Annotated in this window: 22 protein-coding genes and 1 pseudogene; 13 read left to right on the top strand and 10 right to left on the bottom strand. The window is 69.5% G+C overall.

Annotated elements, in window-relative coordinates:
- Positions 1–2: 2 nt before the first annotated feature.
- Complete coding sequence (locus E3T40_RS09335; protein ID WP_134543206.1) at positions 3–3,449, bottom strand: ATP-dependent DNA helicase; 3,447 nt, start codon at positions 3,447–3,449, stop codon at positions 3–5.
- On the bottom strand, positions 3,446–6,760 hold the full coding sequence (locus tag E3T40_RS09330) for an ATP-dependent DNA helicase (RefSeq protein WP_134543204.1): 3,315 nt from the start codon (positions 6,758–6,760) through the stop codon (positions 3,446–3,448). The genes E3T40_RS09335 and E3T40_RS09330 overlap by 4 nt, the downstream gene beginning before the upstream one ends.
- A gap of 98 nt (positions 6,761–6,858) precedes the next feature.
- Between E3T40_RS09330 and E3T40_RS09325 the strand changes: the two genes are divergently transcribed.
- Both E3T40_RS09325 and E3T40_RS09320 read left to right on the top strand, forming a co-directional pair.
- Positions 6,859–7,083 carry a DUF3107 domain-containing protein gene (locus tag E3T40_RS09325; protein WP_104169971.1) on the top strand — a complete coding sequence of 75 codons (225 nt, stop codon included), beginning with the start codon at positions 6,859–6,861 and terminating at the stop codon, positions 7,081–7,083.
- Between the two features lie 6 nt (positions 7,084–7,089).
- Complete coding sequence (locus E3T40_RS09320; RefSeq protein WP_104169972.1) at positions 7,090–7,398, top strand: hypothetical protein; 309 nt, start codon at positions 7,090–7,092, stop codon at positions 7,396–7,398.
- A gap of 26 nt (positions 7,399–7,424) precedes the next feature.
- Here E3T40_RS09320 and E3T40_RS09315 read toward each other — a convergent pair whose 3' ends face one another.
- Positions 7,425–8,132: a ferritin-like fold-containing protein gene (locus tag E3T40_RS09315; protein WP_233194223.1), complete on the bottom strand. Its 708-nt coding sequence runs from the start codon at positions 8,130–8,132 to the stop codon at positions 7,425–7,427.
- A 208-nt stretch (positions 8,133–8,340) separates the two neighbouring features.
- Here E3T40_RS09315 and E3T40_RS09310 point away from each other — a divergent pair, with 208 nt between their 5' ends.
- Positions 8,341–9,894 carry a DEAD/DEAH box helicase gene (locus E3T40_RS09310; RefSeq protein WP_134543202.1) on the top strand — a complete coding sequence of 518 codons (1,554 nt, stop codon included), beginning with the start codon at positions 8,341–8,343 and terminating at the stop codon, positions 9,892–9,894.
- Between the two features lie 165 nt (positions 9,895–10,059).
- On the opposite strand, the gene E3T40_RS09305 is transcribed toward E3T40_RS09310, so the two are convergent.
- The gene (locus E3T40_RS09305; RefSeq protein WP_104195352.1) at positions 10,060–10,929 is read right to left on the bottom strand and encodes a PHP domain-containing protein; all 870 of its coding nucleotides are present in this window, start codon (positions 10,927–10,929) and stop codon (positions 10,060–10,062) included.
- Positions 10,930–11,259: 330 nt separating this feature from the next.
- Between E3T40_RS09305 and E3T40_RS17595 the strand changes: the two genes are divergently transcribed.
- Together E3T40_RS17595 and E3T40_RS09300 are read left to right on the top strand one after the other, a co-directional pair.
- On the top strand, positions 11,260–11,385 hold the full coding sequence (locus E3T40_RS17595) for a hypothetical protein (RefSeq protein WP_370287909.1): 126 nt from the start codon (positions 11,260–11,262) through the stop codon (positions 11,383–11,385).
- 19 nt (positions 11,386–11,404) lie between these two features.
- Positions 11,405–12,946, top strand: a complete 1,542-nt coding sequence (locus E3T40_RS09300; protein ID WP_104169977.1) for an aminopeptidase P family protein — start codon at positions 11,405–11,407, stop codon at positions 12,944–12,946.
- Between the two features lie 16 nt (positions 12,947–12,962).
- Here E3T40_RS09300 and E3T40_RS09295 read toward each other — a convergent pair whose 3' ends face one another.
- Positions 12,963–13,562 carry a general stress protein gene (locus E3T40_RS09295; RefSeq protein ID WP_233199214.1) on the bottom strand — a complete coding sequence of 200 codons (600 nt, stop codon included), beginning with the start codon at positions 13,560–13,562 and terminating at the stop codon, positions 12,963–12,965.
- A gap of 54 nt (positions 13,563–13,616) precedes the next feature.
- On the opposite strand from E3T40_RS09295, the gene E3T40_RS09290 reads away from it, so the two are divergent.
- From E3T40_RS09290 to E3T40_RS09275, 4 genes are read left to right on the top strand one after another with little or no spacing between them, the layout of a single operon-like run.
- The gene (locus tag E3T40_RS09290) at positions 13,617–14,948 is read left to right on the top strand and encodes a magnesium transporter MgtE N-terminal domain-containing protein (RefSeq protein WP_104101042.1); all 1,332 of its coding nucleotides are present in this window, start codon (positions 13,617–13,619) and stop codon (positions 14,946–14,948) included.
- Positions 14,935–15,531, top strand: coding sequence for a DUF1003 domain-containing protein (locus E3T40_RS09285; RefSeq protein WP_104101041.1), 597 nt, complete (start codon positions 14,935–14,937; stop codon positions 15,529–15,531). The genes E3T40_RS09290 and E3T40_RS09285 overlap by 14 nt, the downstream gene beginning before the upstream one ends.
- Positions 15,524–16,690, top strand: a complete 1,167-nt coding sequence (locus E3T40_RS09280; RefSeq protein ID WP_134543200.1) for an Mrp/NBP35 family ATP-binding protein — start codon at positions 15,524–15,526, stop codon at positions 16,688–16,690. The genes E3T40_RS09285 and E3T40_RS09280 overlap by 8 nt, the downstream gene beginning before the upstream one ends.
- Positions 16,691–16,748: 58 nt before the next feature.
- A complete protein-coding gene (locus E3T40_RS09275; RefSeq protein ID WP_134543198.1) occupies positions 16,749–18,299 on the top strand; it encodes a succinic semialdehyde dehydrogenase in 1,551 nt (516 codons plus the stop codon).
- A 41-nt stretch (positions 18,300–18,340) separates the two neighbouring features.
- Here the strand turns inward: E3T40_RS09275 and ppk2 are convergent, their stop codons facing one another.
- On the bottom strand, positions 18,341–19,210 hold the full coding sequence (ppk2, locus tag E3T40_RS09270; RefSeq protein WP_369828412.1) for a polyphosphate kinase 2: 870 nt from the start codon (positions 19,208–19,210) through the stop codon (positions 18,341–18,343).
- Positions 19,211–19,721: 511 nt separating this feature from the next.
- Between ppk2 and E3T40_RS17325 the strand changes: the two genes are divergently transcribed.
- Entirely contained in the window at positions 19,722–19,850 is a 129-nt protein-coding gene (locus tag E3T40_RS17325; protein ID WP_255453814.1) for a hypothetical protein, read from the top strand.
- Between the two features lie 33 nt (positions 19,851–19,883).
- Here the strand turns inward: E3T40_RS17325 and E3T40_RS09265 are convergent, their stop codons facing one another.
- Positions 19,884–20,264, bottom strand: a complete 381-nt coding sequence (locus tag E3T40_RS09265; protein ID WP_104101037.1) for a Sec-independent protein translocase TatB — start codon at positions 20,262–20,264, stop codon at positions 19,884–19,886.
- Positions 20,265–20,350: 86 nt separating this feature from the next.
- Here E3T40_RS09265 and E3T40_RS09260 point away from each other — a divergent pair, with 86 nt between their 5' ends.
- A complete protein-coding gene (locus E3T40_RS09260) occupies positions 20,351–20,983 on the top strand; it encodes an O-methyltransferase (RefSeq protein WP_104101036.1) in 633 nt (210 codons plus the stop codon).
- Between the two features lie 333 nt (positions 20,984–21,316).
- Here the strand turns inward: E3T40_RS09260 and E3T40_RS09255 are convergent.
- Positions 21,317–21,556, bottom strand: a pseudogene (locus E3T40_RS09255) (GDP-mannose 4,6-dehydratase); the annotation flags it as partial.
- 72 nt (positions 21,557–21,628) lie between these two features.
- Between E3T40_RS09255 and E3T40_RS09250 the strand changes: the two are divergent.
- Both E3T40_RS09250 and rfbA read left to right on the top strand, forming a co-directional pair.
- On the top strand, positions 21,629–22,237 hold the full coding sequence (locus tag E3T40_RS09250) for a dTDP-4-dehydrorhamnose 3,5-epimerase family protein (protein WP_104170807.1): 609 nt from the start codon (positions 21,629–21,631) through the stop codon (positions 22,235–22,237).
- Between the two features lie 2 nt (positions 22,238–22,239).
- Entirely contained in the window at positions 22,240–23,103 is an 864-nt protein-coding gene (gene rfbA, locus E3T40_RS09245; RefSeq protein WP_104170775.1) for a glucose-1-phosphate thymidylyltransferase RfbA, read from the top strand.
- 55 nt (positions 23,104–23,158) lie between these two features.
- Here the strand turns inward: rfbA and E3T40_RS09240 are convergent, their stop codons facing one another.
- Both E3T40_RS09240 and E3T40_RS09235 read right to left on the bottom strand, forming a co-directional pair.
- On the bottom strand, positions 23,159–23,932 hold the full coding sequence (locus E3T40_RS09240; protein ID WP_134543196.1) for an HAD-IIB family hydrolase: 774 nt from the start codon (positions 23,930–23,932) through the stop codon (positions 23,159–23,161).
- A 293-nt stretch (positions 23,933–24,225) separates the two neighbouring features.
- The coding region (locus E3T40_RS09235) for an HNH endonuclease signature motif containing protein (protein ID WP_134543194.1) at positions 24,226–25,077 on the bottom strand (852 nt) is incomplete at its 5' end.

Below are 25,077 nucleotides of genomic sequence, written 5' to 3'. Positions count from 1 at the left end.
GCCTACAACCTGTCGGAGTTCGGCGGCGAGTTCGAGGACGACGATGAGACCGGCTCCGGTTCGGGTCCAGGCTCGTCGTCATCGTCATCGTCATCGTCATCGGCCGACGATGCCACCACCGGCGCGATCGACACCGTGGGCGACACCGCCTTCAGCCGAACGGACGACCAGGCCCGCACCAGGTCCTCCTCGGAGTAGAGCCGGTCCGGGGCGACGATCGTGTCGTCCGCGACGAAGTAGAACACCGCGTCGACGATCTCCGGGTCGATGCCCTTCCAGCGCGCATAGGCGAGCCGGTACAGGGCCAGCTGGGTCTGCTTGAGCTCGAGGTCCGCGGCGCTCGAAGGCGCCCGGCCGGTCTTCCAGTCGACGACCTGGTAGCCCGTCTCGGTGCGGTAGACCGCGTCGAGCTTGCACACGAAGACCTGCCCGGCCAGCACGTGGTGGATCTCGATCTCGACCTCTTCGGGCTGCACCGACGCCCACGGCGAGTGCTCGAAGGTGCGCTGCAGCCGTTCGAGCTGGGCCTGCTCCAGCGGCTGGTTCTGATCGAGGTCGAGGTCGAAGGCGTCGGGGCCCTGGTCACCGAGGTCCAGTTCGCTCTCGTCCGCGTCGATCAGGTCGCCGCCCGACGCCCCGCCGGCGCGCTGTTCCACCCAGGAGTGGAACAGGGTGCCCAGCCGGGTGGCCCGGTACGGTCGCTCGGGCATGGGGCGGCGCAGGGCGGCGGCCACCCCCACCGGGTCGTCGATGTAGTCCTTGAACCGGGAAGCCGGAATGCGCGTGGGCAGCGGGACGGCGCCCGCGCCGGCGAGGCGCAGCATCCGTTCCTCGAGCAGCAGGGTGACCGCGTGGGACCACCGGGTGTCGCGTTCGCTCTGCGCTTCGGCGCGCACCCGGGCGGCCGCGGCCTCGACGAGGGGCCGCCGCGTGCCGAGCGGGTCGAAGGGCCAGTGCTCGTCGACGCCCTCCCCGGTGTCGGGTTTCTCGTCGTGCTCGCTGCCCTCCGGCAGCGCGGCGATCAGCCCGGCCTCGGCGAGCTCTTCGAGGTACCGACTGGGGGCGCGCACGGTGCTGCCGCCGCCCCAGTACGATCCGGTGAGCAGCAGCTCCTCCTGGGCGCGGGTCGTGGCCACATAGATCAGGCGCCGCTCCTCGTCGTCGTGGCGGGCGGCGAGCTGCTCTTTGTAGGCTTGAAATTCCGTGTCGAACGACAGCTGGGTCTCATGCTCCTGCCAGGCGAGCTCGGGCAGCTCGGCCCGGTCGCCGCGGAACGGGTAGGGCAGCTCGCCGAACTTCAGCCAGCCGGCCCCGTCCCGGGTCTGAGCCGGCAGGCTCTTCTCGGTCAGGTTGGGGATGGCCACATAGTCCCACTCGAGCCCCTTGGCCCCGTGGATGGTGAGCAGTTGCACGGTGCCGCTCTCGCCCGGCTCGATCCGCGGGCCCAGGTCGTCGTAGGCGGCGGCCCTGCCCAGCCAGCGCAGGAAACCGGCGAGGCTGCCGACCTCGTCGCTGGCAAGGAAGGCGGAGACCGTGTCGTGGAAAGCGTAGAGGTTCGCGAGGCCCAGGCCGTTGGCCTCGTTGGCGACGAGTTCCACGTCGAGCAGGAGCTCCTGCTCGATCAGCCGCACGAAGTCCAGCAGCGGCAGGCCGGCCCGCGCGCGCAGCCAGGCCAGCTGGCGGCCGGCGGCCCGCACCCGGGCCCGGCCGGTGTCGCTGAAGCCCGCGAGCTGCCCGTGGGTCTCGGGGGCGGCAGCCACGAAGTCGAGGGCGTCGACGAGCGACGCGCCCTCGTCGACGGCGACGGATGCCCGCATCTTGTCTTTGAGTTCCTGCGTCACCGCCTGCTGGGCCCAGTCGTGTGCCGCCAGCCAGCGCGCCACGGCCGCGAGGTGCTGCAGGTCGCGGGGGCCGACCCGGTAGCGACCGCTGGCGAGCAGTCGCACCAGTTCGCTGCCGGCGGCGGGATCGTGAACGACCCGCAGCACGCAGATGACGTCGGTGACCTCCGGGGTGGAGAGCAGGCCGCCGAGGCCGAGCACGTGGGCGCGGACGCCTTGCTCCCGTAGCACCTCGGCGAAGAACTCCATCTCGCGCCGGGCCCGGAAGAGCATCGCGCCGGACTTGTCGGTGCCGCTGGAGAGGCGCGTGGCGAACCAGTCCGCCACGACCCGGGCCTCGTCGGCGATGGTCTCCAGCATCGACGCCTCGACCCGCCCGTTCGCCTTGCCGGCCGGCACCGCGAGGGTGTCGACCTGGATGCCGTCGGGCCGGGCCCGGAGCGCCTCGCTCAGCGGCGCCACCAGCGCGTTCGCGGTGTCGAGCACCGTGACCGGGTTGCGCCAGGTGACGGAGAGGCTCATCGACGGCGACTGGCGGTTGGAGAGTCCGGCGAAGCTCTGCGAGAAACCCAGCAGGTTCGCCGAGCTGGCCCCGCGCCAGCCGTAAATGGACTGGTGCGGGTCACCGACGGCCATCACCGGATGCCGGCTGAAGAGGGTGTGCAGCAGCTCGGTCTGCAGCACCGAGGTGTCCTGGTATTCGTCGAGCAGCACCACCCGGTACTGGTCGCGGTAGCGAGCGACGACCTGCAGGGCCTTCTGGCAGACCTGCAGGGCGAGAGCCACCTGGTCGGAGAACTCGATCAGCCCGAGCCGGCGCTTCTCCACTGCGAAGCGTTCGGCGAGCTCGAACAGAACCGGCAGCGGCTCCACCGCCGCGAGCGACTCGGCGACCGAGGCATACGGGATCTTCTTGCGCGGGTTGCCGTAGGGCAGGTCTCGCAGATAGCCGAAGCCGGCGGAGAGGCCGGTCAGGTCGTGCGGCGCGGCCGGAACGCCCGGGACAACGGGCGGGGGGTTCTCGGCGAGGGAACGGCTGAAGGCGAGCACGGCATCCGTCACCGCGTCGAGCTTCTTGCCGAAGGGTACGAGCCGGCTGTCGCCGTGCTCGATCACCACCCGGCGGGCCAGCAGCCAGGCGCTGGTCTCGCTGAGCAGCACCGACTCGGGTTCGCGCCCGAGGAGCAGGGCGTTGTCGGTGAACAGGCGGCTGGCGAACGAGTTGTACGTCGACACCGTGGGCATGTTGAATAGGTCGGAGGAATCGATCGTGACCACCCCCGCCGCGGGCGCCGGCGGCTTCGGCAGCAGCCCCTGCGCGTCGAGCTGGTCGATGCGGTCGCGGATGCGCTCGGACAGTTCGCCGGCGGCCTTGCGGGTGAAGGTGAGGCCGAGGATCTGGTCGGGCCGGGCGTGCCCGTTGGCGAGCAGCCAGAGCACCCGGTTGGCCATGGTCTCGGTCTTGCCGCTGCCGGCCCCGGCCACCACGAGGGTGGGCGCCAACGGCGCCTCGATCACGGCCTGCTGTTCATCCGTGGGGGGGAACATGCCCAGCGTCGCAGCGATCTGGCGGGCCGAGATGGGCGGCGGGGTGACGGACTGGTTCATGAGCTGACCTGCTTGATGACGTGGATTCGGCAGGACCCGTGCGAGCGCGGGTCGAGGCAGTGGGAACTGATTTCGGCGAGGAAGGTGGCGCCGCCCATGCCGGCGGCGTCCCAACCGACCCGGCTGCGGAAGGCCGCAAGCTCCTCAGGGGTGAAGGTGGGCTGGGTGGGATTGCGGTAATTCTGCTTGACCGTGCCGCTGGACACGATCAGGAGGCGAGCGCCGGCGAGCGGCATTCCGGCGGGGATGCCCTCGATGGCACCCTCGCTGAACGCGAGCTGGTAGGCGCCGAGCTGCGGATGCAGGGCCACCCCGGCGTCGCTGATCGGGTCGCCGCGGCCCGTCTTCAGGTCGACGATGACCGCCCGCCCGTCGCCGAGCCGCTCGACCCGGTCGACCGTGCCGGACAGCACGGCGCCGTCGACATCGAGCTGGAAGGTGCCCTCCGCGCTGAGCAGGCTGCCACCGCCGTGTTCGAAGTCGAGCAGGTAGGAGGCGAGCCGGTCGGTCAGCGCACGCGCCTCTACCTTCTGCACCCGGGACTGCCAGTCGGCGTCGAACTGAAGCTCACCCCAGCGCGCCTCGACGCCCTTCCAGAGCGCGTCGGGGCTATGAGTGGTGGAGTCCTCCATCACCTTGTGGATGATCGTGCCGAGGTTCGCGGCGGTGTTGGACGTGCCGCCGCCGACCTGCCCGATCACCCAGTGCAGCGGGCAGGTCTCGAAGGCCGCCATCCGCGACGGCGAGACGCGCACCGGGGCGTCGCCGGCCTCCGGGTCGTTGAGCGGGCGCACGGTGCTGGGCTCGTTCAGGCCGTACCACTGGTCGGGGGCGGCACCGACCACGTTCTCCCGGGCCAGCCGGGCCAGGGTCGCTGCGGCATCCGTGGCCCGGCTCGCGGCCTCGTCGCCGTGGGCCGCGGTGCCCCGGGTCAAATCCCGGCGGAGCCGGCCCACCAGGCCGCGCAGGGAGAGCGGGTAGCGGCTGATGTCGCCGGGCTCCGGAGCCGTGCGCGGTGCGGGCTTCGGCAGCAGCCGTAAAAAGACCGACGGCTGGTTCTCCTCGTTGTCGATGGCAGTCACCAGCAGTTCGCTGCGGGCGCGGCTGGCCGCCTGGGCGAACATGCGCAGCTCGTCGTGCAGCACGGTGGTGCGGGCGCCGGCCTCCTCCGGGCGCCGGCCGGCGGCGAGCGTGGCCAGGTCGCCGGCTCCGAGCAGCGAACCACGGATGCGCAGGTCGGGCCAGACGTTCTCCTGCACCCCGGCGATGACGACGACGTCGAATTCGCGGCCGATCAGGCCGCTCGGGGTGGACACGATGACCGCGTCGCCCAGCGCGCGCGGGGCGAGGGTGTCTTCGGGCACGTCGGTGTCGACAAGGTGTTCGAGGAACAAAACCGGCGGGGCGGTCGGGGTGCGCTCCACGTAGCGCTGCGCGGCGGAGAAGAGCTCCACCACGGCGTCGAGGTTGTGGTTGGCCTCGTCGGCGACGATGCCCGTGCCGGTGGACTGGTCCTTCCACTCCCGAGCGAGGCCACTTCGTTGCCAGAGACCCCAGAGCAGTTCCTCGATCGTGGCGCCGGCAGCGTATTCCACGGCGGCCGCCCGGAGGCTCTCCCCGCAGCTGGCGGCCCGGCGGGCCGTGCGGTTGTCGATGGCGGCGAACAGGCCGGGGTCGCCGAGGGCCTCCACCAGGAGCTCGTCGGCGGAGCGGTTCCGGTCACTGCTGAGTTCCTGTTGGCGCAGCGCGGCACGCAGGCGCCGCAGGGTGATCGGGTCGAGGCCGCCGAGCGGGCCGCGGAGCAGCAGGGTCGCCTCCTCGGGCCCCAGGGGTGTGCGGCCCATGGTCACCTCGAGCGCGAGGATGAAGGCCCGCACGGCGTAATCGTCGCGGAGCGCGGTCTGCGCCGACGACACCTGGGTGGGCACCTCGAGCGCGGCGAGCCCCTTGGACAGGGCGGGCACGAGCGAGCCGCTGCGCACGACGACCGCCATCTGACCCCACGGAATGCCGCCGAGCACGTGCCGCTCCCGCAGCCGGCGGGCGATCACGGCGAGCTGGTCGGCGGGGCTGTCCGCGAGCATGGTCTGCACGGGGTTCGGCTCCCCGGCAGGCTCGGCCTGGTCCGCCTGCCCTCCGGGCTGGACTGCCTGCGCGGCCGGGTCAGCCACGCCGACGGCGAACCGTTGAGTGCCGGCCGAGGCTGCGCCGATGCGGTGCGTGAGACCCCGCACCACCCCGCGGATGGCCGCGTCGTGCCGGTACACCGTGCTGAGAACCAGGGTCGGCAGCACGGCGCCGGACAGGTACGCGCCCAGCCGGCCGAGGGCATCCGGGTGGGCGCCGTGGAAGGAGCCGGTGCTGATATCGGGGTCGCCGAACGCAATGACGCCCACGCCGCGCGCCGCGAACTGGGCGAGGAGGGTCAGGTTGGCCTGGGTAAGTTCTTGCGCATCGTCGAGCAGGATCAGGCGCAGGCTGCCGAGCGAGCCGAGCGCCGCGGAACCGGCCGGGGCCCGGGCCACGATGGCCGCGGCGAACTGGGCCAGTTCGGTGGAGTCGTACTGGCCGGGGCGGGACTGGTCTTTCACGTCGTCGTAGCCGCGGATGAACTCGGCCGCGGCCACCCACTCCGGGCGCTGCTCGCTGCGGCCGAGAGCCGCGAGCGCCTCCGGGGTGACGCCGTATTCGACGGCGCGCATCATCAGGTCGCGCAGCTGCGTGCGGAACCCGCGCAGGCTGCGCACGTCGGCGCCGAGGGTGTCGGGCCAGTCCGGTGCGGCGTGCCGCGACTCAGGGTGTGACTCGATGTGCTGCGACCCGCCCTGCGCTTCGGCCTGCTGCGCTTCGGCGTGGTCCTGCCGGTGCCCCTCAAGCAGCTCGGCGATGATCTGGTCTTGTTCGCCGCCGGTGAGCAGGGTGGGAGCCGCGCCTCCCGCCCGGGCCACGGCATCCCGCACGATCTGGAACGCGACCGAGTTCGCGGTGCGGGCCAGCGGGCCGTTGGTGGGCACGCCGAGGCGCAGCGCAAGCCGGTCACGCAGGGCCGTCGCCCCCGTGCGAGTGGGCACCAGCACAAGCACCTCGCTGGGCGAATACCCGTGGCCCCGCACGCACTCGGCGACGAGTTCGACCAGCGTGGTGGTCTTGCCGGTGCCGGGTGCGCCGATCACGGCGGCGCTGACTCCCGGGATGTGGCGTCGACCAACGGGCAGGGCAGGCTGCGCTACCAGCGCCAGAACGGCGCGTTGCGAGTCGTCGAGAACGACCGTTTCTTGCTCGGTACGGAGCGGGAGTCCCAGGGTTGTCACGTTTTCAAACGTAACGGGTTGCGCCGACAGTGAACGATGTCGGCCCGGTGCGCGGTTCTGTCGTAATCTGGGCGCTTAGGCAACGAAAGGCGCATCTGGTGGATATCCGCATTGGCATCTTCAATTCTCCCCGTGAGATTGGCTTCGAGACCTCACAGCCCGCGAACGAGGTCGAGGAAACGGTCGCTGCCGCCCTCGCCGGGCAGACCGGGTACCTGAAGCTCTCCGACAGCAAGGGCAAGGTCTACATCGTTCCGACCGTCGGGCTCGCGTACGTTGAGCTGGGCTCCGAGGCGTCCCGCCGCGTCGGCTTCGTCGCCTGAACAACCGTGGAACTGCTCTTCATCGCCCTCGGCGGTGCGGTTCTGGGGATTGCCGCACGGTATGCCATTCCGGGGCGCCGCGCACACGGCGCTGTCCTCGTCCCGGCGATCGGCACCATGGTCGCGTCCGTCGTCTGGGTGGCGCTGAGCTGGCTCGGCGCGCCCTGGGACGGTGGCTGGATCTGGTGGGTCACCCTCGGGGTGACCGCACTGGCATCCGTCGCAGCCGACCTGGCCCTGGTGCGCACGCGCACCGCCGGCGACGAGCGGATGCTGCACACCCTGATGCGCGACGGGCACCCGGCCGGCGCGTGACGAAGGCTCCCCCGTGCGGCCGGCGGTCAGGCGGTCAGGCCGAGCCCGTCCATGCGCCGCGTGTGCGTGGCGATGAGCTCGGTGAACACGGGTTCGATCCGGGACTCGGCTGCGGTGATGCCCTCCATCGGCAGAGCCGAGCGGGCGACCAGCAGGGTGTCCCCGACCAGGCGTCGTCCCCACAGGGCCAGGTGCGACCCGAGCGCCGGGGCGGCGCCGATGGCGGCCTTCAGGTGGGTGACGAGAACCTCCGTGCCGGCGTCCTGGCCGAGCAGGTGCGCCACCCGCGGGCCCACATCGCCGGGCAGCCCGTCGGACAGCCGGATGAAGAAGTCGTCGAGCAGTCCCCCGGCGAGATAGCAGCTGAGCAGCAGTTCGTTCCAGTCGGCGCCGGCCGTCTGCTCGCGGAACGCGTCGAGGTGGGGCGCGAACGGGGCCATCACCTCGGACGGCTCACCGCCGCGGCGACGGATCTCGGCCACGAGCCCCTGGTGCTTGGCGAGGGCCCGGCCGGCGGCGACGCTCAGCGCCTCCTTCGCGGTGAGGTCCGGAGCGATCGCGATGGCCAGGGCGAGGTTCTCGAACATGCCGAGTTGGAAGTACGCCGCCTGGCCGAGGTAGGGCAGCAACTCCGGCGTGAAACCGGCGATGTCCATTTTCGTGGTCGACTGACGTGCCCGCCGAGCCGGTTGCCGGGGTGCCTCCACGCGCTTCTTGCGCCCATCGGTCCACATGATCACAGGCCCAGCTTAGGACAGTGTCGTGCCGCCACCGCGGGTTCCGGCCCACGCTGGGCGAATCGATGCGTCCAGGTCCGGTATAAGAGACTTCACAGGGCCGCCCGATAGGCTGGGACCACGCCATCGGCATGGATCGATGGCCAGGTGCCCGAAGCAAAAGACGGGCGCATCCCGCTTCCAGCTAATGACAAGGCAATAATTCGTGACTTTCTCCGAACTCAACATCGACCAGGACATGGTTCAGGCTCTCGCTGATCAAGGCATCATCGAGCCCTTCCCCATCCAGGTGCAGACCATCCCCCTCGCCCTGAGCGGCCAGGACATCATCGGTCAGGCCAAGACCGGCACCGGCAAGACCCTCGGCTTCGGCCTTCCGATCATTCAGCGACTCGGGCTCGACCCCGCACCCGGCGTGCAGGTACTCGTCGTCGTCCCGACCCGCGAGCTGTGCGTGCAGGTCTCCGAAGACCTCGAGATGGCGTCCAGCAACCGCAACACCAAGGTTGTCTCCATCTACGGCGGCAAGGCGTACGAAGGTCAGATCGAGGCGCTCAAGGCCGGCGCGCAGATCGTCGTCGGCACCCCCGGCCGGCTCCTCGATCTTGCCAGCCAGCGCCTGCTCAGCCTCGCCAACGTGAGCGAGATGGTGCTCGACGAGGCCGACAAGATGCTCGACCTCGGCTTTCTCGCCGACATCGAGAAGCTGTTCTCGCAGACGCCGTCCACCCGCCACACGATGCTGTTCTCGGCCACGATGCCGGGCCCGATCGTCGCCCTGGCGCGCCGGTTCATGAACCGACCGATCCACATCCGTGCGTCCGACCCCGACGAGGGCCTGATGCAGGCCAACATCGAGCACCTTGTCTACCGCGCACACAACATGGACAAGGACGAGGTGATCGGCCGCATCCTGATGGCCGAAGGCCGCGGCAAGACCGTGATCTTCACCCGCACCAAGCGCGCCGCCGCCAAGCTGGTCGAGGAGCTCGGCGATCGCGGCTTCAACGCCACGGCCGTGCACGGTGACCTCAACCAGGAACAGCGTGAACGCGCCATGGCCTCCTTCAAGGCCGGCAAGAAGGACATCCTGATCGCCACGGATGTCGCCGCGCGCGGCATCGACGTGGACGACGTCACTCACGTGATCAACCACACCATCCCCGAGGACGAGAAGGCCTACCTGCACCGCGTGGGACGCACCGGCCGTGCGGGCAAGACCGGCATTGCGGTCACGTTCGTCGACTGGGACGACATGCACAAGTGGACGCTGATCAACAACGCGCTCGACTTCGGCACGCCGGTTCCGATGGAGACCTACTCGTCGTCGCCGCACCTCTACGCCGACCTGAACATCCCGGCCGGGTCGAAGGGGCGCCTCCGCGCCTCGCCCAACCGAGAGACCGCCGCCTCGGCTGCACGCACGGGTGGCGCAGGCCGCACCGGCCGCTCCGACTCGGGCCGTTCCAGCGGGGGCCGCACCGGTGGCGACTCCTCGCGCTCGGGCGCCGGTCGCTCCGGCGCCGGTCATACCGACGCCGCACGCTCGGGCGCGAGCCACTCCGGCGAACTGGCCGGCAGCCGCCCGCCGCGCTCGCGCACCCGGGTCAGCGCGACCACCAACCCGGATGCCCCGGTCATCACCCCGGCCGCCGGCACTCACGACGGCGGCGGCGCCGAGCACCACGACGGCAACAGCGCCCCGCGGCGTCGGAGCCGCTCGCGTCGCCACGCCCCGCAGGCCGGCACCCCCAGCTAGGCACCCCCTGCACGGCAGTTCCTGCACGGCAGTTCCGGCACGGCAGTTCCGGCCGTAAGCGCCTCCGCTTCGGCGGGGGCGCTTTTCGTTTGCCTCCGCGGCGGCTCACGTGAGGGCTCGCGGCGCATGGTAGACCGCGCGCCCTGTTCCCTAGGGTGGGCGGCGTCAGCCGTAGACGGGCGGCGAGCCCGTTCCCTGTCCGATGATGCGCTCGAGCACCTCGGGCGCCGTCGTGTTCTCGCCCAGGCGGTTCGGCTTGCCCTCGCCGTGGTAATCGCTGGACCCGGTGACGAAGAGTCCGTACTTCTCGGCGAGCGCGTAGAGGTGGGCCTTCGCCTCGGGCCTGTTCTCACGGTGCTCGAGTTCGAGCCCGAAAAGGCCGGCCTCGGCCAACCGGGCCAGTTTCGCTTCAGGGATGACGTCGACCGCCCCGCGCGTCGCCGGGTGTGCGATGACCGGCACCCCACCGGCCGCGCGCACGAGGGTGATGGCCCGCAGCGGGTCCGGCGCGTAGTGGGGCTGGTAGTAGCCGGCCTCCCAGTGCAAGATTCCCGCGAAGGCCTCGCTCCGGGTGAGCGCGAACCCGCGGGCCACCAGTGCGTCGGCGATATGCGGGCGGCCGACCGTCGCATCCGGCGTGGTCTGTGCGAGCACGTCTTGCCAGGTCAGGGCGTAGTCGACGCCGATGCGCTCCACCATCTGCTCGGCGCGCACCAGCCGGGCCTGCCGCACCCGGGCGGTTTCGGCCACGATGCCGGCGTTGGACGGGTCGAACAGGTACGCGAGCAGGTGCACGCTGGAAAAGCCCACCCGGGTGCTGAATTCCATGCCGGGGATGAGTGTGAGTCCGGCGGTGCGGGCGGCAACACCGGCCTCGGCCCAGCCGGCGGTCGAATCGTGGTCGGTCAGTGCGACCGTGCCCAGGCCGGCCGCGGCGGCGGCCCGCACGAGCTGCGACGGGGTCTCCGTGCCATCTGACACGCTCGAATGCGTGTGCAGATCGATCGGACCACGGAATCGTCGAGCACCAAGCATTCCCCCATGCTAGTTGTGCGGCGGACCCGGACCGTCCCGCGGGGTTCCCAGCCGCCGCCATCGCCCGACTCGCCCTCGGCCAGAACGCCGACATCGTCACCCTGCCGGAAACCACCGAGGCCACCGGTGAGGCCGTCGCCGAAGCCATGCGCGAGGGCGGACGTCCGATGTGGGTGCACACCATCGCCTTCGACCAGATCTCCAAGGCCCGCTCCACGACCCTGCTGATCACCCCGACTTGGGCGACTACACGGTCAGCAACGACGCCGGACCGGCGACCGGTGCGGGCGCGGCGGCACCTGGCCAACTTTCGCGCCGGCCCTGCTCGGCTTGCCGATCGACCACGTGTTGGCCACCGCAAACTGGCAGGTGCAGGGCCTGCGCGTGATCGAGGCGGAAGACGGCGCTGGCAGCGACCACCGCCCGATCGTGGCCACCCTCGCCCCGACCTCCTAGCTCAATGGGACAATGGGCCATGGCCACTTCCAGCGAAACCGCGATCACCCCTGCTCCCCGATCGAACGAGAACCGCTCCACCACCCCCGGTTCGGCCGGGTTCAAGGCGTACATCTCCAGCGACTGGGCCGAGCGCACCGAAGAGCTACCGCTCGCCCGCGAGCAGGCGCGCTTCGCGGCCGCCCGCCGCGAACTCCTTTCCGCAATGCACCCCGGACAGCGTCTGATCATCCCCGCCGGCCGTCTCAAGCAACGCTCCAACGACACCGACTACGCGTTCCGCGCGCACTCGGCCTTTGCGCACCTCACCGGCTGGGGCAGCGACGCCGAGCCCGGCGCCGTGCTGGTGCTCGAACCCACAGCGACCGGCCACGACGCCACCCTCTACTTCCGAGAGCGGGCCGGCCGCGACTCGGACGAGTTCTACGCGAACCCCGATATCGGCGAATTCTGGATCGGCCCACGCCCCGGGGTCGCCCAGGTTGCCGCCGACCTCGGCGTGCCGGTGCGCGGCATCGCCGACCTGGCCCTGGTCATGAACACGATCGACACCGAGAGCCTCGTGCTGCGGGAGGCCGACCCGCTCTTCACCACCGAGGTCGACGAGGCCCGCCTCCGATTCGCGGCGGAGAAGGTGCTCACGACCGACGCCTCCGACTCGCCGTTCAGCCTCGAGATCAACGGCGACCACGCCGCCGACGAGCAGTTCGCCCGCGGCCTGTCGGAGCTGCGCCTGGTCAAGGACTCCTACGAGATCGCCCAGATGCGCCTCGCCGTCGCCGCCACGGCCCGCGGCTTCGAGGACGTTATCCGGGACCTGCCCCGCTCGAGCACCCACCACCGCGGCGAACGGCTCGTTGAGGGCGTGTTCAACACCCGGGCCCGGTCCGACGGCAACGCGGTCGGCTACGATACGATCGCCGCGTCCGGCCCTCACGCCTGCATCCTGCACTGGACCCGCAACGATGGCGCCGTCGTGCCCGGCGACCTGATCCTGATCGACGCCGGCGTCGAGGTCGACAGCTACTACACCGCCGACATCACCCGCACCCTCCCGGTGAACGGCACCTTCACCGACGTGCAGCGCCGCGTCTACGACGCCGTGCGCGAGGCAGCGGATGCCGCGTTCGCCATGGCGCGTCCCGGCGCCGTGTTCCGCGACGTGCACGCCGCGGCGATGGCGGTCATCGCGCGTCGCACGGCCGAATGGGGCATGCTGCCCGTCACCGCCGAGGAGGCCCTGCTGCCCGACAACGGCCACCACCGCCGCTATATGGTGCACGGCACCAGCCACCACCTTGGCCTCGACGTGCACGACTGCGCGCAGGCGCGCCGCGAGATGTACATGGACGGCGTGATCGAGCCCGGAATGGTGTTCACGATCGAACCCGGCCTCTACTTTCAGCCCGACGACCTGACGGTGCCTGCGGAGTACCGCGGCATCGGCGTGCGGATCGAAGACGACATCCTGGTCACCGCGGACGGCCCGGAGAACCTGTCGGCCGGCATCCCCCGCACCGTCGAGGAGGTCGAGGCCTGGATCGCCGCCCTCACCACCTAAACCTGGCCGCGGACTGTCAGGGCAGCGGATGCTGCGGAGCCGCGGGCGGCTCTTCGACGCGAGGGGGCTCTTCGACGCGAGGGGGCTCCGACGGATGCGGCGGGGCCGGCACCGCCTGCTCGGCCTCAGCGTGCCCGGCGAGCAGGTTCCGGGCCCGATTGACCAGGGCGCCGTCGACGATCACCTGATAGGTGCTGGCAATCACCTGCATGGTCGATGTGAAGTCGCGGCGACGGCGATTGAGCGCGGCACTGACGACCCCGAACAGCATGCCGAACCCGGCGCCGATCATCACCGCGGCGAATACGAACGGCAGGCCCGCGCCATCCGGCGAGAAAATGAAGAACAGCAGCCCGAAGAACACGCCCAGCCAGGCGCCGGAGGCCGCACCGGCGAGAGCGACGCGCCCCCAGGTGAGTTTGCCGGTGACCCGCTCGACGGTTTTGAGGTCGCTGCCGAGGATGGAGACCTGCTTCACCGGGAAGTCGGACTTCGCCAGAGTGTCCACAGCTTCCTGAGCCTCGCCATAGGTGGCGTATGTCGCGAGCACCTCCCCCTTGGGTAAAACGGGGAACAATGCGGCCCTGCGCCCGCCGAAGGGGTTCTGATTGCTCATGAGTCCATTCTTTCACAGGACCGATCTGCCCTGAAGGTGGCCTAGATTTGATCTGTGTCTGCCACCAGAGTCTTCGTTGCCCGTTTGGCCGGGTGTACCGTTTTCGACCCCGCGGGAGACCGTGTGGGCAAGGTCAGGGACGTGCTGGTGGTCTACCGAAAAAACGACCCGCCCCTCGTCGTCGGCCTGATCGTGGAGATCCCGGGCAAACGCCGCGTTTTCGTGTCCATCGGGCGCGTCACCAGCATCGGTTCGGGTCAGATCATCACCACCGGCCTGATCAACGTGCGCCGCTTCGAGCAGCGCGGCGGAGAGGTGCGCGTCATTGCCGAGATGCTTGGGCGCACGGTGGTCTTCAACGACGGTTCCGGTGAGGCGACCATCGAAGACGTCTCGATCGAGGAGCTCCCCCAGGGCGGTTGGGCGATCAGCCAGCTCTTCGTGCGCCGCCCCAAGACCAGCCTGTCCCTCTTCGCGAAGGGCGCCACGACCTTCACGGACTGGGCCGAGGTGCGCGAGCAGACCACCGAGGGCCAGGCCCAGTCGGCCGAGCAGCTCATCGCCACCTACTCCGACCTCAAGCCCGCCGACCTCGCGAATACCCTGCTCGACCTCCCACCGGAGCGCATGCACGAGGTTGCCGGCGAGCTGCCGGACGGCCGCCTCGCCGACGCCCTCGAGGAGATGCCGGAAAGTGAGCAGGTCAGCATCCTGACCCGGCTCGGCGACGCCCGCGCCGCCGACGTGCTCGACCACATGCAGCCCGACGACGCCGCCGACCTGATCGCGCAGCTGCCGGAAGAGCTCGGCGAACAGCTGCTCGACCTGATGGAGCCGGAGGAAGCGGACGACGTGCGTTTCCTGCTCACCTACGCCCCCGACACCGCCGGCGGCCTGATGACGACCGAACCGATCATCGTCTCGGCCGATGCCACGGTCGCTGAGGGGCTCGCGCTCATCCGTCGCCACGACCTGGCGCCGGCCCTCGGCGCGGCCATCTGCGTCACCCTCCCGCCCTACGAGCCGCCCACCGGCCGCTTCCTCGGCATGGTGCATTTCCAACGGATGCTGCGCTATCCGCCCCACGAACGCCTCGGCACACTGCTCGACCAGGGTCTCGATCCCGTCACCGCCGACACCTCGGCCGCAGAGGTCACCCGCATCCTCGCCAGCTATGACCTCGTCTCCGTGCCCGTGGTCGACGAGAACCACCGACTCGTCGGGGTGGTGACGATTGACGACGTCCTCGACTATCTGCTGCCCGACGACTGGCGCAGCCACGATGGCAACGACGACGTGCGCCGCCGGGCCGAGGCCCGCACCGAACTGACCACGGGAAGCATCCCGCTGCACCACGGACGGAGGACCGGCAATGGCCCGAGCTAACCGAGCGGATCTCCGCCTCGACTCCCCCAAGGGTGTGCGCACGCCCGCCCTCGGCCGCAAGCGCCGGCGTAGCCGCGACCGCCCCAGCCGCGACCGCTTCGGCCGGTTCACCGAGGCCATCGCCCGCGGCATGGGCACGCCGTGGTTCCTGCTCGGGCTGACGTTCTTCGCCGTCAGCTGGATCGCCTGGAACACGCTCGCACCGGTGCAGTGGCGCTTCGACTCCGTGTCGCTCGGCTTCATCGCACTGACCCTGGTCTTGTCGATGCAGGCCTCCTACGCGGCCCCGATGATCCTGCTGGCGCAGAACCGCCAGGACGACCGAGACCGGGTGCAGTTCGAACAGGACCGGCAGCGCGCCGAACGCAACCTGGCCGACACCGAATACCTCGCCCGGGAGGTGGTGGCGCTGCGCCTCGGCATGAAGGACCTCGCCTCCCGCGATTTCCTCCGCTCCGAGCTGCGCGCCCTTCTCGACAACCTGGAAGAGCGCGAAGACCCGGACAAGCAGACCCGGAAACGCCTCCGCAAGGGCGACCGCGAGCGAGACCGCGACCGCGAGGAGCGATCGCCCAGTGCCTGAGCCCCTCTTTTCCGCCGACCAGGTGCTCACCGCCCTGGCCCGGGTGATCGACCCGGAGATCCGCAAGCCGATCACCGACCTCGACATGGTCGCCGGGGTGCGGATCGTCGACGGCCGCGCCCTCGTGGGGATCCGTCTCACCATCGCCGGCTGCCCGGCGGCCCGGCAGATCGAGCGCGATGTGTTGCGCGCCGTGGAGTCCGTGGCCGGCCCCGGCAACGTGACCGTGGATGTGAGCGTGATGACGCGCGAGCAGCGCCGTGCGATGACGGAGAAGCTGCGCGGCGGCAAGGAAGCCCGCAGCAACCAATTCGGCCCGGACTCGCTCACCCGGGTCTACGCCATCACCAGCGGCAAGGGCGGGGTCGGCAAGTCCACAATCACCGCGAACCTGGCCGTGGCCCTGGCCGGGCGCGGCCTGCGGGTCGGCATCGTCGACGCGGATGTCTACGGGTTCTCCATCCCCGGACTCCTCGGCCTGGTCACCCCGCCTTCCCCCGAGACGGGCAAGTCCGCCGCGGTCAAGCCGACCCAGGTTGGCGAGATGATCCTGCCGCCGATCGCCTTCGACGTGAAGGTCATCTCGATCGGCATGTTCGTGGAGGACGGATCCGTCGCGGTCGCCTGGCGCGGGCCGATGCTGCACCGCACGATCACCCAGTTCCTCACCGACGTCTACTTCGGCGACCTGGACATCCTGCTGCTGGACCTGCCTCCGGGCACCGGCGACGTGGCCATCTCGGTCGGGCAGCTGCTGCCCCAGGCCGAGGTCATCGTCGTCACCACCCCGCAACCGGCCGCCGCCGACATCGCCGAACGCAGCGGTGTCGTGGCCCGGCAGACCGGCCAGACCATCTACGGCGTGATCGAGAACATGGCCGGGATCGTGCAGCCCGACGGCACGGTGCTGGAGCTGTTCGGTTCCGGGGGCGGCGCCGAGGTCGCGCGCCGGCTCGGCGCCGGGCACGAGTTCCCCGTACCGTTGCTCGCCCAGGTTCCCCTCAGCGTGCCGCTCCGCAGCGGCGGAGACACCGGGGTGCCCGTGGTGCACGGCGACCCGACCGACCCCGCGGCCGTGGCTATCCGTTTGGTTGCCGACCGCCTCGCCACCCGGGCGCGCGGCCTCTCCGGATTGAGCCTCGGCATCACCCCAAAGTAGCGTCGCCGCACCGGCGCCGCGGCGGAGCGCATGCGCCGCCCCCACCTAGACTTTCGGCATGCCTGCCTCCCCCCTCGACCCTGCCGGGATCACGACTCTCACCCGCTCCATACGTTCCACGACGGGGGCCACGGTCACCGTGATCGCGCCCTTCACCGGGGAGGTGCTGCACGAGCTGCCCGTCAGCGGGCTGCCCGACGTGCAGGCGGCCTACGCGCAGGCACGCCTGGCCCAGCTGGCCTGGGCGCGGGCCGGGTTCGCACGGCGCCGGGCGATCCTGTTGCGCGCGCACGACCTGATCCTCGAGCGCCGCGGGCTGCTGCAGGACACCGTGCAGGCGGAGACCGGCAAGACCCGCGGCCAGGCCTTCGAGGAGGTCTTCCAGGCCGCCGGCGTCACCCGCTTCAATGCCCTCGCCGCGCCGCGCGTGCTGCGCGGCGGGCGCCGCCACTCCGCGATCCCGCTCGTCATCACGGCCACTGTGCGCTACCGGCCCAAGGGCATCGCGGGCGTGATCACCCCGTGGAACTACCCGCTCAGCCTCGCCGCCATGGATGTCGTGCCGGCCCTCGCCGCCGGCTGCGGTGTGGTGCAGAAGGCCGACGACCAGGGTGCGCTGAGCATCCTGTCGTTGCGTCAGGCATTCATCGACGCCGGCGTGCCCGAGCAGCTCTGGGCCGTGGTCGTCGGCGACGGCGCGGAGATCGGCGGGGCGGTCACCGCGGAGGCCGACTACGTCTGCTTCACCGGGTCGACCGCGACGGGCAAGCGGGTGGCGGCGCAGGCGGCCGGCAACCTCACCGGCGTCTCGCTCGAGCTGGGCGGCAAGAACCCGCTGATCGTGCTTGACGACGCCGACCCGGCCCGCGCGGCCGCCGACGCGGCCCCGGCCTGCTTCACGGCGATGGGCCAGCTCTGCGTGTCGATTGAGCGCATCTTCGTGCAGCGAGGTGTGGCCGACGCGTTCCTGCACGAATTCGTGGCCGTCACCCGGTCGCTCCGGCTCGGCGCCGACTACGACTACACGACGGACGTCGGTTCCCTCACCTCGCAGGCCCAGCTGGACCGGGTGAGCGCGCAGGTGGCCGACGCGGTCGCCCACGGCGCCACGGTCGAGGTCGGGGGCCGTGCCCGCCCCGACCTGGGACCGTTCTTCTATGAACCCACCGTGCTGACCGGGGTCACCCCGGCGATGGAGTGCTTCGCCGGCGAGACGTTCGGCCCTGTGGTTGCGGTCACCGTGATCGACTCGGAGCAGGAGGCCATCCTGGCCGCCAACGACAGCGACTACGGGCTGAACGCGTCGGTGTTCTCCGGTTCCGTGCGGCGGGCTCTGCGCGTGGGCGGGGCCCTCGAGGCCGGCAGCGTGAACATCAACGAGGGCTATCGCGGCTCGTTCTCCTCGGTGGCGGCCCCGATGGGCGGCCTGAAGCAGTCCGGTCTCGGCCGACGCAACGGCCCGGAGGGACTGCTCAGGTTCGTGGACGCCGTCACCATCGCGCGCCCGACGGGTCTCGTGCAGCTGCCGCGCACCGGCCACGACTTCGAGCGGCTGGCCGGGCCGATGCTGCTGCTGGCGGCCGTGCTGAAGGGCATCCGCCGCCGCTGACCCCGGGCAGCAGAGCCGTGACCCGGCTCCGCGAACCCGGCTCAGACGGTCAGCTTGGCCGACGCCGCCGCCTGCTGGGCCGCCTGCTGGGCCGCCTTCTCCGGCGCCAGCTTCGCCGCCTCCGCCTTGGTCGCCTTCTTCGCGTTCTTCTTGATCTTGGCCTTGCCCTTCGGCTTCGCCGTGGGCTTTCCCAGCGTGGTCGTGATGTCCGGCACTGGCCGGTTCAGCTCGCGCGGCGGGCGCTCGTACTCCGAGCCGGCGGGGCGAGTCGGAATGGTCACCTGGGGCGGCTCGCGATGAGTGTAGGGGACGATCGACAGCAGGTGGCTGATCATGTTGAGGCGCGCGGCCCGCTTGTCCTCGCTCTCGACGACCCACCATGGGGCCTCCGGCAGATCGGTGTGCACGAACATCTCGTCTTTGGCGCGGGAATAATCGACCCACTTCGTGATCGAGAAAAGGTCGGTCCCAGACAGCTTCCAGCGGCGCATCGGGTCGTTCAGCCGTGACCGGAACCGCCTCTCCTGCTCGGTGTCGGACACCGAGAACCAGTACTTGACGAGCAGAATGCCGTCTTCGACCAGCATCCGTTCGAAGAGGGGCGCCTGGTGCAGGAACCGGCGGTACTCGTCGGGGGTGCAGTACCCCATCACGTGTTCGACGCCGGCGCGATTGTACCAGGAGCGGTCCATCAGCACGATCTCACCCGTGGAGGGCAGGTGTTCGATGTACCGCTGGAAGTACCACTGGCCGCGCTCGCGCTCGGTCGGCACCGGCAGGGCGACGATCCGGGCGACGCGGGGATTGAGGAACTCGCTGACCCGCTTGATCGCGGACCCCTTGCCGGCCGCGTCCCGGCCCTCGAAGATCACGACGATGCGGGCCCCGGACTCCTTGACCCATTCCTGCATGGCGACCAACTCGGTCTGCAGATTGCGCAACTCGGCGGAGTAGACGGGCAGCGGCACCCGCTTGGGCTTCGCGTGGGTGTTCGACGGCTTCGACACGGTCACACTCCTCAGATACGTGGGTTCAGCGTAGCGTGCACGCATCGCCCGTATGGCCCGGCCTGCATATTCTGGTGCGCACTGCGCCGCTCACCGCCCGCTCACCGCCCGGCCCTCGGCCTCAGCCTCGGGTGGCACATACACCTGTTCGACCCCGGCACGCATTTCTCCTGCTCGAGAATCATCGCCGACGATCTATCGCCCGCCGTCGGACAGGCCGTCGCCCCTTCCCGGCTGGGCAACGACCGAGTGGCCGTGGCGGACACCGGCGAGGGTGCGGCCAACCAGGGGACCTTCCGCGCATCGCTCTTTCCGGCCGGGCGCCTGATCGTAGTCGACGACGACTTCTCGTCATTCGGGCTGTCCGGCGAGGTCATCGCAGCGGTCGGGAACACGATCCGAGCGCACTCAGCCCGTGTCGCGGGTCTACGTGCCCGACCTGCCCGACCTGCCCGACCTGCCCAACCTGCCCAACCTGCCCAACGTACCCGTTCCCGACGTCCGCCAGCTCGAATACGCCGCGTCCGGTGTGCTCGTCACCTAGTTCGTTTGGCCACGTGGCTGCGTGGCTACGTGGCTACGTGGCTTCGGAGTCGAAGGGCGCCGGCAGCGTGGCGGCCTCCCTGGCGCGCTTGCGTTGCAGATAGGCGCCGTCGGGATTCGGCACCGCCCGCGACACGGTCGCCGATTGGCCTTTCAGCTCGTCTTCGTCGGTGAGAGCTTCACGGATGATGCGGCGCGGGTCATACTGACGCGGGTCGAGTTTCTTCCAGTCGACGTCGTCGAAATCCGGGCCCATCTCGTCCCGCATCCGGTCTTTGGCCCCGTTGGCCAGGTTCCGGAGCTGCTTCACGAGGCGGGCGAGCTGGGCGGCATAGTGGGGAAGCCGTTCGGGTCCGAGCAGGAAGACGGCGACAATCCCGATCAGTAATATCTTCTCGAAGGTCAAACCGAACATTCCCCCAGAATAACCCCCGGCGAGGCCTCCCCGGACCATGCCCGGCCCCCCTTAGGCTTGACCCATTCACCTACTGGAGTTGCGCTGTGTCTGACAAAGATCTGAACTGGAAATTCTCCGACGACTCAGTCGTGGAGTCCGACGCTGTGGCGCGGGCCAGACAGCAGTCCCTCGAACTCGGAATCGACGCGATTTCTCCGGCGGTCGGCGCTCAATCGGCCGTGATCGCGGCCGCCACCGGGGCCCGGAGCATTCTCGAGGTCGGCACCGGTGCCGGCGTCTCCGGCATCTGGCTGCTCACCGGCGCCCCCGGCGCCACCCTCACCTCGATCGACACCGAGGTCGACCACCAGCAGCACGCCAAAGCCAACTTCGCCGAAGCCGGCATCCCCGCGAACCGGGTACGCCTGATCACGGGCCGGGCAGCGGACGTACTGCCACGCATGAACGAGAACTCCTACGACATTGTGTTCGTCGACGCCGATCCGCAGTGCGTGATCGAGTACGTCGAGCATGCCCTGCGCCTGGCCCGCCCGGGCGGAACCGTGCTCGTGGCCCACGCGCTCTGGCGCGGCCGCGTGGCCAACCCGGCCCAGCGCGACGATGTGGCGACCGGCTTCCGCACCCTGTTGACCGTCATCGCCTCGTCCACCGCAGTCATCAGTGCCCTCTCCCCTGTGGGCGACGGCCTGCTGCAGATCACCAAGCTCCGCGCCTAGACGGTCGAGCACACCCTCCGGTGGTCGAGCCGATCGGTGGTCGAGCCTGTCGGTGGTCGAGCCTGTCGAGACCCGGTGCGCCGGCCTCGGAGGCCCCCACACCGGCATCCGTTGTCGCCACCCGCGCTAACGGATGCCCCGGGCCGGGTTCGGAGGATGGCCCGCCTGGTTTCGACGACCTCGACCACCGGGCTCAGGTCGCTCGCGGCCGGGGACTTAAGCTGACGTCGGTCGTGCCTGCCGAGACCGGTGACCCGATCCGGGGGACTTACCCTGACGTTGGTCGAGCCTGCCGAGGCCGAGGCCGTGCCCGGTTGGCCGGGTTCCCTCCCCCAGGNCGTCCAGGGACGGGAAGAGCTCGTCAAGCAGTGCGGCGTCACGGATGTCGCCGTACACGAACGAGTACCGCGAGGACCCGGCGACCGGGGCCAGGTTCTCGAGGTTGCCCGAATAGGTGAGAGCATCGAGCACGACGACCTCGGCACCCTCGAGGCCCGGGTAGGCATCTTCGAGGGTGCGCCGAACAAAGTTCGAGCCGATGAAACCGGCTCCACCGGTGACAAGAATTCTCATTGAATGGTGTCCATTTCATTCGCGGGGATGCGTCGGCGAGCCTACCGGAAGGCGGTTGCTAGGCTGGCCAGCGTGAAGATTCGCGAACTTTCCATCCCAGATTCCTACGAAATCACACCGAAAAAGCATGCCGACGATCGCGGCGTCTTCTTGGAGTGGTACCGCTTCAACCGTCTCGAGGAGACGATCGGGCACTCTCTCAACCTGAAGCAGGCGAACACTTCGGTGTCGAAGCGCGGGGTGGTTCGCGGCATCCATTTCGCCGACGCTCAGCCCGGACAAGCCAAATATGTCACCGCCATGCACGGCGCCGTTCTCGACTACGTGATCGACCTCCGGGTGGGGTCTCCAACCTTCGGCACCTGGGACTCCGTGCTGCTCGACGACGTGGACCGCCGCGCGGTCTACATCGCCGAGGGGCTGGGCCACTGCTTCGTGTCGCTCACCGAAGACGCGGTCGTGAGCTACCTGGTGACGGATGTCTTCAATGTCTCCCGGGAACACGGCATCAACCCGCTCGACAGCGATGTGGCGCTCATTTTCCCGCCCGAGGCCGGCGAGCTGTTGCTCTCCCCCAAGGACACCGACGCCCCCGGTCTCATGGAAGCGGCCGCCAGCAGCCTGCTGCCCAGCTGGGATGAAGCCCGGGCCTACTACTCCTCGCTGAACGCGAAGAAGTAGCCATGCGAGGAATCATTCTTGCCGGCGGGTCCGGCACGCGCCTCTGGCCCATCACCAAGGGCATCTCGAAGCAGCTCATGCCCATCTACGACAAGCCGATGATTTATTACCCCTTATCAACGCTCATGATGGCCGGCATCAAAGAGATCCTGATCATCACGACGCCGGAGTACAACGACCAGTTTCGCGCTCTGCTCGGCGACGGCTCCGAACTCGGCCTGCGCCTGGAATACGCCGTGCAGGAATCGCCGGATGGCCTCGCCCAGGCGTTCATCATCGGTGAAGAGTTCATTGGCGACGAGAGCGTCGCGCTCGTGCTGGGCGACAACATCTTCCACGGCACCGGCCTAGGCACGTCCCTGCGAGGCAACGCCGACATCGAAGGCGCACGCATCTTCGCGTACCACGTCAGCGACCCCACCTCATATGGAGTGGTCGAGTTCGACAGCACCATGACGGCGCTGTCGATCGAGGAGAAGCCGGCACAGCCGAAGAGCAACTACGCGGTTCCCGGCCTGTATTTCTACGACAATTCGGTCGTTGCCATGGCCAAGACCATTGCGCCCAGCGCACGCGGCGAACTCGAGATCAGCACGGTCAACGAGCGCTACCTGAAACAGGGGCGACTGCACGTGCAGGTGCTCGACCGGGGTACCGCCTGGCTCGACACCGGAACCGTTGAATCAATGATGCAGGCGTCGGAGTATGTGCGTGTCATCGAGGACCGCCAGGGCTTCAAAGTGGGCTGCATCGAGGAAATCGCCTGGCGCGCCGGGTGGATCAGCAACATGCAGCTGGCCGAACTCGCCGCACCGCTGATCAAGAGCGGCTATGGCCGCTACCTGATGGGGTTGCTGGGCAACTGAAGCACGGCACTCTGGGGTGTCCCGAACGCGCATTCAGCGGACACCCCATTAGCCGTTAGTTTGCGAAGGCTGCCAGCTTCGGGATCAGCGTCTCGAGGAAGGCTGCGGTGTCTTCCCAGCCCCCCACGGCGAAGCATTCGACGCCGAGAACCTTTACCGGGTAGTCATTGCCGTTCTCGTCGAGGCGGTCGCCGATGAAGAGCATATCGTCGAGGGGCACGCCGGTGAGGGCGGCCAGCTTGAGCATGCCGTAGGCCTTGTCGATGCCCTGCCGGGTGATGTCGACCGAGGTGGACCCGCCCGAACGAACCTCGAGGTCGGGCAGCAGCACCTGGACGGCTTCGCGCAGAGTGTTCTTCTTCTCGCCGGTGGGGTCCCAGGCGGTCTTGGCGACCACCGGGGCGGCCTGGCCGAGGGCGGAGAAGGTGACCTGCGAGCCGCGGTCCTCGAGGATCGGGCCCCAAGTGTCGCTCTCCCAGTAGCCGAGGTCTTTCGCAGTGGCCTCGACGGCGGCGAGGGCGCGGGCCTTCTCGTCGTCGCTGAGGTACTCGGCGTAGACCTGGTTCCAGTCGCCGTCGGCGTGCCGGTAGTACTGGGTGCCGCAGGTGGGCATCAGGTGCAGGCGCGAGAGGATGTCTTCGGTCGCGGTGCCGAGGTTGTCGATCAGCTGCATGTGGAACTGAGCGATCTGCCCACCGGAGATCACGCACACGTCGACGACGCCGAGCAGGCTCACCATGAGCTCCGCCATGCGCGGGTCGATCGGTGACTTGGACGCGGCGAGCGTGTCGTCGAGGTCGAAGGCAACCAGGCGGGGAAGTGTCGTCATGTGAATTGTAATTCCTTTGTGAGGCTGAATGGAGAGGCCCAGAAGTGCGGGCCGGCGCCAGATGCGCGGCGCCGAACAAAGGTCACGGATGCGCAACGCCTGAAAAAGTGTACAACGACCCCGCTTCAGACCGTCGTTCCCTCGTGGTGACGCGATTCCGGGAACTCACGTTGATGCTGATCGGGCCTGTCGAGACCGGTGACGCAATTCCAGGAACTCACCTTGACGCTGGTCGCGCATGTCGAGCTGTGGGGGCGCTTCGCGCCCGGGTGGTGGCGAAAGTGGGCACGTTCTTAGGAGACCCCAGCCCGGTGCCCTCCCGCGGCCCGCCAGGTGCGGGTGGGGTCGTAGCAGTAGGGTGCCCGGACTTGGGGTGTGCCCCGGATCATGCGGATGTCCCAGCCCGACGTGTCGATGCTGTGGTGGTGGTACCAGCAGAGCAGTACCCCGTTGGTGATCTCGGTTTTTCCGCCGCGGTGCCAGGGGATGACGTGGTGTACTTCGCACCAGGCTGCGGGCACGGTGCAGCCGGGGATGATGCAGCCGCCGTCGCGGGCGGCGATCGCGCGGCGCTGGGCCCGGTTGAAGAAACGATTCTCGGTGCTGAGGCTGAGGACCTCGTTCCTCAGGCCGAACACGATCTCCTGAAATCCGCCGGCGCAGAGCGCCTGCTTCACACTTGTCAGCGAGATCGGGGCTTCGACGCCGTCGATCCAGCCCACCCCACGGCCCGCGGCCAGGTCGGCCTGGTTGACGTGGATCATGACGGTGGGGGCGGCGCCGCCCATGGTCGGGGTCCCCGGGGCGCGGGTGGCGGCTTCGAACACACCACGGAGGATGTCGGCGCGCTTCTGACCGCCGTTACGGTCGTCGCTGAGGGCCGCGGCCTCGGCGCCCGGGATCAGCTGCCCGGCCGCCATGCGCGCCTGTTCCTCGGCCGTGGGGAATGCCGGGGTGGCGTTGGCGGAGAGATACGTGTCGAAGATGGCGTTCATGATGCCGCGGAGCTCCGGGGTGACGCCGCCGCGGAGCGGGTAGAGGCCCTCGCGGAAGAGCCCGAAGCCGACAGTGCTGCGGGCTTCGGCGACGGGCTCGTTGGGGGCGGTGCCGTCGGGATCGAGGCGAGCCTGCCACTGCCCCGCCAT

This window comes from Cryobacterium sp. TMT1-19, assembly GCF_004403055.1.
GTDB classification, from domain to species: domain Bacteria; phylum Actinomycetota; class Actinomycetes; order Actinomycetales; family Microbacteriaceae; genus Cryobacterium; species Cryobacterium sandaracinum.
Note: the sequence above shows the minus strand (reverse complement) of the source record. Positions and strands in the feature narration are given on the sequence as shown.